The organism is Oleiphilus sp. HI0061 (genome assembly GCF_001635675.1).
The window spans coordinates 1-8,748 of record NZ_LWFE01000680.1 but is presented as its reverse complement, the minus strand read 5'-3'; the positions used below and the strand labels follow the sequence as shown (position 1 = coordinate 8,748).

Annotated in this window: 13 protein-coding genes; 4 read left to right on the top strand and 9 right to left on the bottom strand. The window is 36.0% G+C overall.

From position 1 onward, the window contains the following. Positions 1-176 precede the first annotated feature (176 nt). The 3 genes from A3735_RS08635 to A3735_RS08625 form a co-directional block, all read right to left on the bottom strand. Positions 177-428, bottom strand: coding sequence for a hypothetical protein (locus tag A3735_RS08635; protein ID WP_068637941.1), 252 nt, complete (start codon positions 426-428; stop codon positions 177-179). A gap of 41 nt (positions 429-469) precedes the next feature. Then, positions 470-745 carry a hypothetical protein gene (locus A3735_RS08630; RefSeq protein WP_068637939.1) on the bottom strand — a complete coding sequence of 92 codons (276 nt, stop codon included), beginning with the start codon at positions 743-745 and terminating at the stop codon, positions 470-472. A 206-nt stretch (positions 746-951) separates the two neighbouring features. Further along, positions 952-1,152 carry a hypothetical protein gene (locus tag A3735_RS08625; RefSeq protein WP_068637937.1) on the bottom strand — a complete coding sequence of 67 codons (201 nt, stop codon included), beginning with the start codon at positions 1,150-1,152 and terminating at the stop codon, positions 952-954. Positions 1,153-1,629: 477 nt separating this feature from the next. On the opposite strand from A3735_RS08625, the gene A3735_RS08620 reads away from it, so the two are divergent. Beyond that, positions 1,630-2,988 carry a hypothetical protein gene (locus A3735_RS08620; protein ID WP_068637935.1) on the top strand — a complete coding sequence of 453 codons (1,359 nt, stop codon included), beginning with the start codon at positions 1,630-1,632 and terminating at the stop codon, positions 2,986-2,988. A gap of 7 nt (positions 2,989-2,995) precedes the next feature. Here the strand turns inward: A3735_RS08620 and A3735_RS08615 are convergent, their stop codons facing one another. After that, positions 2,996-3,610 carry a hypothetical protein gene (locus A3735_RS08615; protein ID WP_068637933.1) on the bottom strand — a complete coding sequence of 205 codons (615 nt, stop codon included), beginning with the start codon at positions 3,608-3,610 and terminating at the stop codon, positions 2,996-2,998. A 132-nt stretch (positions 3,611-3,742) separates the two neighbouring features. Between A3735_RS08615 and A3735_RS08610 the strand changes: the two genes are divergently transcribed. From A3735_RS08610 to yhdJ, 3 genes are read left to right on the top strand one after another with little or no spacing between them, the layout of a single operon-like run. Beyond that, a complete protein-coding gene (locus A3735_RS08610) occupies positions 3,743-4,369 on the top strand; it encodes a division plane positioning ATPase MipZ (protein WP_068637931.1) in 627 nt (208 codons plus the stop codon). Between the two features lies 1 nt (position 4,370). Continuing rightward, positions 4,371-4,634, top strand: coding sequence for a ribbon-helix-helix protein, CopG family (locus tag A3735_RS08605; RefSeq protein WP_068637929.1), 264 nt, complete (start codon positions 4,371-4,373; stop codon positions 4,632-4,634). A gap of 48 nt (positions 4,635-4,682) precedes the next feature. After that, positions 4,683-5,582, top strand: a complete 900-nt coding sequence (gene yhdJ / locus A3735_RS08600) for an adenine-specific DNA-methyltransferase (RefSeq protein WP_068637927.1) — start codon at positions 4,683-4,685, stop codon at positions 5,580-5,582. Here the strand turns inward: yhdJ and A3735_RS08595 are convergent. The 5 genes from A3735_RS08595 to A3735_RS29560 all read right to left on the bottom strand — a co-directional run bounded on the left by A3735_RS08595 (position 5,574) and on the right by A3735_RS29560 (position 8,671). Continuing rightward, entirely contained in the window at positions 5,574-6,614 is a 1,041-nt protein-coding gene (locus tag A3735_RS08595; protein WP_068637925.1) for a type II restriction endonuclease, read from the bottom strand. The genes yhdJ and A3735_RS08595 overlap by 9 nt on opposite strands. Positions 6,615-6,617: 3 nt before the next feature. Next, positions 6,618-6,845 (bottom strand): helix-turn-helix domain-containing protein, encoded by a 228-nt coding sequence (locus tag A3735_RS08590; RefSeq protein WP_068637923.1) that lies wholly within the window; start codon positions 6,843-6,845, stop codon positions 6,618-6,620. Positions 6,846-6,935: 90 nt separating this feature from the next. Then, on the bottom strand, positions 6,936-7,844 hold the full coding sequence (locus A3735_RS08585; RefSeq protein WP_068637921.1) for a replication initiation protein: 909 nt from the start codon (positions 7,842-7,844) through the stop codon (positions 6,936-6,938). Positions 7,845-8,065: 221 nt separating this feature from the next. Further along, on the bottom strand, positions 8,066-8,353 hold the full coding sequence (locus A3735_RS08580) for a hypothetical protein (RefSeq protein WP_068637919.1): 288 nt from the start codon (positions 8,351-8,353) through the stop codon (positions 8,066-8,068). A 123-nt stretch (positions 8,354-8,476) separates the two neighbouring features. Continuing rightward, positions 8,477-8,671, bottom strand: a complete 195-nt coding sequence (locus A3735_RS29560; protein ID WP_156499540.1) for a hypothetical protein — start codon at positions 8,669-8,671, stop codon at positions 8,477-8,479. Between the last annotated feature and the right edge of the window lie 77 nt (positions 8,672-8,748).

Here is an 8,748-nt window from a genome sequence, read left to right as displayed (position 1 = left end):
CCGCACTTATGACAACTAAAATAATGCACCCAATCATGGGCATCTTCACCATTTTCCCCCGCGCCATAACCATTAAATGTGCAAACGCTCTTAATATCATGCATTTGCCTTGAGTCACACGACTCACAAAAATACATGCTCTCATACTCTCTAGTTCGATAATCTTCTGTCATTTTTTACCTCAATTTATTATTTTTATTTTCTAAAATTTGATCGACATAGAACGATTTTTCGTCATCTAAAAACTGATTAAAGCGCTCTAACTTTTCTAAAATCCGTTCGGCCTCCCGATCATCAATATCAAGGTAAACTCGTGAACCATTGCCGCCACGGTTCGGATAAACCCGCCCATCGTGCAAGCGTTGGCAGACTAAAAAGTCTACCAAGCGTTGGTTTAAATCATCGGCTCCCATCATTCTTATTTTCATACCATACTGCCCTCTTATTATTGTTCTATCCGGTATACCCTTTAGTATGCTTTTTCGCTTTCCACTCTCATTCTGTTTAAGTCATCTAAAAAGTCAGACATTAAGTTTTCAACCACCGCTCCTTTCAATATCGAAGGATTTTTCTCTTTTAGAAGATTTATTTCACGTTCAAACCTATGTGCGATGGAAGGTTTAATTCTGTAAGAAAAACTTCTTCTAGATTCAGGTTTTTCGGCAGTCTCAACAACATTACTTGCTTTATTGTTTCGAGCATTATCGACTACCTGTTGTTGTCTTTTAGTTAGCTTTTTAGTCATATTTTTTTCCTCATTTTTTATTTTAGTTAAATAGTTCTACGGCAAATAGTGCATGTGTACTCAACCGTCCACTCATCAGCATTCGGTTTTAAATACCTATTACAAAGCTGTTCTGTTTCATCACCGCAGGTGTGACAGAAACGTTCAATTGGTAATCCGTTTTTTTGTTCTTTTTGATCCATTTTTAATCCTCTTATTTCTATTATTTAAAGCGTTTGGTAACTGTGGAGACACTTAGTGCAAGTCACCGTTGTTACCTTGTCGCCGTTCATTCTGCTTATCACTTCTGATTGTGATAAGTCGTCATCATCAATAGATGAATCCATCCATCGTTCATATTTCTCTTCATGGTTGTGAATCGTTTCATCGTCACAACGCTCGCAATACTTTTCCATGTTCATAATCATCTGCCTCTCTTTTTATTTTTAATATGCAAAAAAAAACCGCCTTTACGGCGGTCTTATCTTGGCAGTACAGCGCATAAAACTAGAGCTGCATTTTCTTTCGAAACTGACTATTTAATTGTATATAAAATTTCATTTTCTTATCTGCCAAGATAAATCGCCTCGGCCCCAGTGGCCTCAACTCATACTATTACATGATACAGGTTTTTCGGAGCATGTCAAGAAAAACTTGTTATTTTTCATATAGTTACAAATTATTGAAATTTAGTCAACGTATGGCATTGATAGATCAAGACCTTATATTGACGTTTGCTTTTTCAAAAAATAATGTATGTTAAAAATATGGGTGACTGAAAGTTACCCGTGTTAAATAACCAAGTATTTTCTTCATGCAACTTTCGCTTCGCGTAAAGATTTCATAAAGAATACTTGGCTCTCCGAGGGTAACACCGAGGAGACAAAATCAACGGTGAAAAGGAGATGAAAACATCCACATTATTTTTTAGTCAGCTACGTTATACCAAAAATCAAAAGCATCAATTAAATAGATCTGGAGAACATACATTTTTACGGAAAGCCAAAAATGTTAATCCAGAATTATCCCATTTAAACAAATATTATTTGTACGATAATGAAATTAGAGCAGAGGAGGCTTATCGTTATTTAATAAACTACAAAAACAAGCTTTCAAAAGATGATGAAGCAGAAAGGAATCTGAAAGCAAAACGCGCTGAACGACGCGTAGCATTAAAACGTAAATTTAAAAAATGGGCAGAATCCGACAAATCATCTGATCACGAAAAGCGATTATATAAAAATATCATTACGCGTTTGTCTGATGAAAAACATATCAACAAAGCCTCAATTTTATTTGAAAAAGTGGATGACAAAATAGCGCGTTACAACGATAAAAAACGTGCTATTGAAGAGTTAGAGCAACTCCAAAATGAAATACTTATTTCTGGAAAAAACAAAAGTTCAGGGTTTAATATCAACGTTGTAGAAAAGCTATTCAAAATCCCAGAAGAAAACGACATAGCACTCTCATGTAAAGACCAAGTAGAACTCTATGAGGATTACCATAAAGTACACTTTTCAGAATACCCAATATTCTTAAAAGCACTCCACTTCGACGAGTTAAGAGAACACCCACACGTATACCATTCAGCAGTCAATTCAGTAAACGGTTTAGCAGACTATGCCGATGCAGAAATTCGTTTGTTACGGCATACCCGCCCCGACTTAAATTTGTCTTCTGATCAGTATTCAAAACTGACTCCAGAAGAACGCGAAATATCAGGACGCGCGTTACAGGAACATTTTTACGTATATGCGAATATGTGGCTGAAATGGCACGGCCATGACTTTCAATTTAAATTAAAATATGAAGATGAAGACCCAGACTTAAAAGCTAAGAATAAATATATGCGAATGGATAACAAAAAGCCCATTGGCCAACGTAAATACAACCAATTTACGTATTTATCTGAACAAAATAAGAAGCTTGAGAAAGAAGAACAGCAACGAAAAGAACGTATTAATAAACTCAAACAGATCGAAAAACGACTAAAAGCGGGGTTTGAAGCAGGTCAATTATATCTAAAGTCATTAGCTCAAGGGCTAAATGAAATCGTCGAAAAATATCGTAATAAAGCTGTTACTAACTATGTTAAAGCTACGCTCGAATCGAACAGTAAAACAGTGGCTAAACGTTCGATAGAAGAGTTGAAAGCCCTAGATAAAGCATCAAGTAAATTAAGTTCGAGTGATAAACGAAAACTTGTAAATTCTTTTAAGTTCCACATAAAAAGCAAACGAAAAAATAAATATAGAAGATAATAATTTATTATCTCTTTCTTTTTCTGCGGCTAGGTTTTTGAGGATCTGGGTCATTGTCAGAATCTGGGTTTTCAAGCTTGTTTTTGTCGTCTTTTTTATTATCTTTTGGCTTAGTTGTTCTTGGTTTGAAGTACTGACCATATTCTTTATGAAAAAAAGATGCCTCTTTGCTTCGAACCGACATAAAAAACAACATAGCAATAATAAGTAAAGCATCTAACTTACTATCATTATTGAACTCATCATCAAGCTCATCTAACCCGTCATTATAATTTTCAAGGCACTTTTTAATATATGCCTCTAGTTGATTCAAAATAGCATCAACTTCTTTCTTATCCCCTTTTTTCAGAATAGGTAATGCTTTCTTAAGCAACGATTTAAATACTTTTAAATCACTTTCAGAGAGCAAAATTTTAGCTGTTTGCCATAGCAGTTTAAGAGACTTTTCCAGATACGGCGCGGCTATTTCTTGTACTCTTTCTGGAGTTAAATTTTTTAGCTTCCCCCCTCTAACAAGCGCTGATTCTGACTCTTCTGAAAAATTTATTTGTTCAAAATCAAACTTAATATTTAATTCAGATAGAAAATCTGAAAACACATCATCAATACCAAGTAAGAACATATAACCACCTCTTATTTTTATTCTTTACTTTAAACGTACCGTTTTTTTTATCCTAATCAAGCGCTTACTTGACATATAAAAGTATTACTTCATACTTACTACTTCACATTTAATAACTCATAAGTATGAAATATGATAATTCTAATAGGAAGCCAGAAAGGTGGATGTGGTAAATCTACGCTTGCTGTTAACATTTGCGCAGAGCTAGCAAGATTAGGAAAGGACGTTTGTCTTGTTGACGGAGACAGACAAGGTACGAGCAGTCGATTTATTCAAGATAGATCTGAAAGTGATTATCCAATAATTCATTGCGTATCAATGTACGACAACATCCACCAAAACTTAAAAGATCTAAATAATAGATATGAAATTATCGTTGTTGATGTTGCCGGTAGAGATAGCAGAGAGTTAAGGACTGGCATGTTAACTGCCAATATATTGTTAACACCATTTCGCCCAAGCCAACCAGATTTAGATACGTTGCCACATTTAGTTGATGTAATTACTCAAGCTAGAGATATGAATCCAGATTTGAAATGTAAAGCGGTTTTAACTTTAGCTCCAAGTAACCCTCAGATTAATGAGGCAAATGAGGCAAAAGAATACTTGTCGGAATTCCCAGAACTAGAACTATGCCGATCAGTAATTAGAGATAGAAAGGCATACAGAGATTCAATTAGTGAAGGTGCAGGGGTTGTTGAGTGGAAAGATTCGAAAGCAAAAGCAGAAATACAACTGCTTGTTCAGGAGTTAATATAAGATGGTAAAAAAAAGAACTCGATCAGAACCAACTGAAGCAGAAATTAGTGCTTTTGCAGACCAAGCAGACGATGCTCATAAAATAACAAAGACAAAAGTCAAAGAAGAAAAGAAAGTAGAAATAGCGAGAACTACTATTAGTTTACCTTCAGATCTGCTTGAAAAAGTAGAGGATATGGCAACAGCAAACAAAAGAGCAAAATTAGAACACAGAACTGTAAGTGCAATAGTTAAAGATGCACTAGAGAAATATATTAATTCATAATTCATACTTCATACATATGAAGTAATATACGCAAAGAGAATTGTATTAATGGCTGAAAGATTTGATGTATTCAATACAACATACGAAGACGAAAATCACAAAATACTACACGGAGATGTTCTTACTTCATTCAACAAAATTGAAGACGCAAGTGTCGATTTAATTTTTGCAGACCCTCCATACAATATCGGTAAGGACTTCGATGGCTTGAAAGAGAAGTGGTCAGAGTCAGACTTCTTAGAGTGGTGCTATGAATGGATATCAGAGTGTTATCGAGTTCTAAAGCCAACAGGTACGTTTTATCTAATGAACAGTACAGAAAACATGCCTTATTTAGATATTTGGTGTAGAAAAACATTTTGTGTAAAAAGCAGAATTGTATGGTCTTATGATAGCTCAGGAGTACAGGCTAAAACTTATTATGGATCTATGTATGAACCAATAATAATGCTCACAAAGCATGCAAAAAACTACACATTTAACCATGAAGACATAATGGTTGAAGCTAAAACTGGGTCAAAACGACAGCTTATTGACTACAGGAAAAACCCTCCTCAGCCATACAATACGAAGAAAGTACCCGGAAATGTATGGGAGTTTCCTCGTGTAAGGTTCAAAATGCACGAATATGAAAATCATCCGACTCAAAAGCCAGAATCGTTACTAGAAAGAATAGTAAAGGCATCGTCTAATGAAGGTGACACTGTTCTTGACCCATTTTCAGGGAGCTTTACAACATCAGCAGTATCAAAGAGGCTTGGTAGAAAGTCTATAGGAATAGAAATAAACGAAGACTACGTGAAAATGGGAATTAGAAGGCTCGATTTGCCATCTAACTTTTCCAAAGAAGAGCTGGAAAAGGAAAAGAAAAGAAAAACGAGCAATCTCTCTAAAAAAGTGAGGGAAAAGAACCCTAAAAGTGAAGAGAAACAAGCCTCTTTAATCTAAGAGGCCATACTCCAACTTAAAACAATTAATCACAATCTCTTTGAGCTGGGAAATCAGCTCATGAGATTGTGAAACCCAAGTTAGGATCTCTTTTAGTTCGTTAACCGTATATATTTCATCGAACAAAGAAATATATAAATCAACAAGATCCTCTTTTAGCTCCTTCTTTGCATTAGCTTCGATTTCTTTTCGAACATCCGCCTCACTTAAATCCGTCTTAATAACAAAGCTCAAAGAAAATCGATTAATCTTATCGAAATCCAAAAAATATTTTTTAAAGTCTAAAGTTTCAGTTACCTGAAAAAATTTACCTAATGGCTTAAGAACAAAATCAATTCCACCATCATTAGCATTTGTTCTACCTGTTCGATACAAACATAGATGATCTGTACTTTGTTCATCATTAATAATCGTTGTAACCAACGTCTGTCTAAAGTGTAAATGGAGTAAAGCAAAAGATATTATTTCAAATAAACGTGCATCCGAGTTGTATTCAAATGCTTTTTCAATAACACCTATCGTATCTTTATCCGAACTTGTATCTTCAATTTCTTTTAAATACGCTGTCTGATTGTCATCAATGATCTGAATATATCGATCTATGGATGAAACAACATAAGAGGCAACATCAATTGGATTCATTCCACCTTCAGATAATAAAGAGACTGAAATCTTTCTAGCTTTCTTACCATTTCCCAAATCAGCAGGCTGAACAGGGAACATATCTTCAGAAACGCCATACTGCCTTCTAACTTCATCATTTAACCTATTATCTAAGGGATGGTTTTGTAACTTAGAGCCGAAAGGCATACTTTTCATTCGAGCCATTAACTCTGTAAATGATGATCCTTTAGAATTACCTTTGACATAATCATCGCAAAGAACATACAAAGCATACAAATTACCCAACGACCGACGCGCTTTACTATCTCTATCAGAAGCCTTAGTTTTCCTAGCTATATACTTATAGATAACAGAATCTGTAGAGACACTAAATTTCTCAGCTTCCTCATGAACAAACAAAGAACTCATAAATTATTCTTCCACATTGAATGACATTATTTCAGGCAAGGAAACATTCAATGAAGAAGCGAGTTTAACGATGTTAATAAGACTTAAATTTCGTTTACCTCTCTCAATACCACTGATATAAGTACGATCAAGATCAGATAAAGAAGCCAACTCTTCTTGGCTTAATCCAACGTTACAACGTAACTTACGAACATGATCACCAAAAGATAGCAATGTTTGATCTTCGTTCATGAAATCCCCCTTTACAAAGAAGGATCATTGAGGGATGTTGACTATATGTCTACGGACTATGAGTCACATGGATAGCCCCCCTAAGGGCTATTATCTGATATGGCTTGTTTTAGTCTCAGTTTTCTTATTTCTATAGTAGGTTGCTCTAGATATTCCCATGTTCTCCCAAGGTTTCTTTTGTCTATCAGAAGAACCGTCCTTTTTCCTTCCTCCTCCTTTACTCTTAGCGCCTCCTTTAGCACCTCTTGCGGCTTGTATGTCACTAAAACTACGTTCTGAGAAATTATTAAACGTCCACTTAGCAACAGACTTTGCAACGTGGTCAACTTCATTGTTATCTAAAGGAGAGGTAAATCTTGTATTGATCATCAAAGCTCTATCAGAGCAAGCAGTAAGCCATTGGTCAAACTTAGGCCAACCTTGCCTGATAGCCCGATAAGCCCACTTTCTCAGTGTATCGAAAAGATCAACATTTCGTCCTAGCCCTTGGGGTTCTACATCGTTTACCGGTGTTTGAATATCAACGTATTCTGCTAAGTAATCCAATGTATACAACTCAGAGGTAAACGTATGAGTACACCAATAAGAGTTCAAAGGGTTTTTACAAATGAGACCACTATACCCCATATCAGATCCAAGCTTTAAACGTAAACCATGTTCAATCGCTGCGGCATACTTTAAAGGTTTCAGTTTGGCATCCTTAGCTGTTCTAACAGGAGTTTCCAAACCATAAAGAAGGTGGGCATGCTTATTATTAGGATTCATAATTGCCAAATTCGGCGCAGGAGCACCTCTCTCTTCCCAATCTAGAAAAGCTCCCTTTCTATCTACGTCGAAGATAAACCAATACTTATGCGTTGGGCCATTTGGCTGAATTAATTTAGCTTTTTTAGCCTTTTCAACAGCATTAATTCGCAGCCCAAAACACAGGTCATCAGAGTAATACGGTTTTTTAGGTAATCTGTCTTCGAATATTTTTATTATATTATTTTGATTCATGTTCCTCTGTTGCTCGTTTCGTTCTGACCTTATTGTCAGAACGAGTGCAGCCACAGAAGGAATTGACGGAGAGAGGAAATCAGTTATAATTTCTCTAACGCGTCACCGACTGGGTGGCCACGGAACCCTTAATAACTCTCTCGCCAAAGACATGTTATTAGGGGTTTTTGCTTTCTAGCCTATTGGTTTTACGAGGCGCTAGAATTTTCCCCATCTTGTTTTTAATTACCGAGTTTAAAATCCTCAGGTTTCGGTACAGGCTTCCCAACAGGGCTTGGCATGTACACACTAAAATTCTGAAACCCGATTTCTCTTGCAGCTTTTGCGGCAGTATCGAGTTTTCCAAACCATTTTTCGCTTTTGTTTCGAGAATCACTCAACACAACCGTTGAGCCGTTTTTTTGTCGAAACTGGAGCAAATAGCCGTGATGTCGAGTAGGATCTTCTGTGATCTCACAGCTAACGACTACGCCATTTTCAAAAAGTAGCTTTATCGTCTTTTTATCCACGGTTACAGCCCAAATAAATGGTATATCTTGCTAAATATCACGCAAAACGGTCTATTTTGCAAGTTGATTAACCCATTTTAACCTATGGGTTTAACATAACATCCGATATGCGTAGTGAATCCACTACATATCCGCACCGTGATGGCCGCACTTATGACAACTAAAATAATGCACCCAATCATGGGCATCTTCACCATTTTCCCCCGCGCCATAACCATTAAATGTGCAAACGCTCTTAATATCATGCATTTGCCTTGAGTCACACGACTCACAAAAATACATGCTCTCATACTCTCTAGTTCGATAATCTTCTGTCATTTTTTACCTCAATTTATTATTTTTATTTTCTAAAATTTGATCGACATAGAACGATTTTTCGTCATCTAAAAACTGAT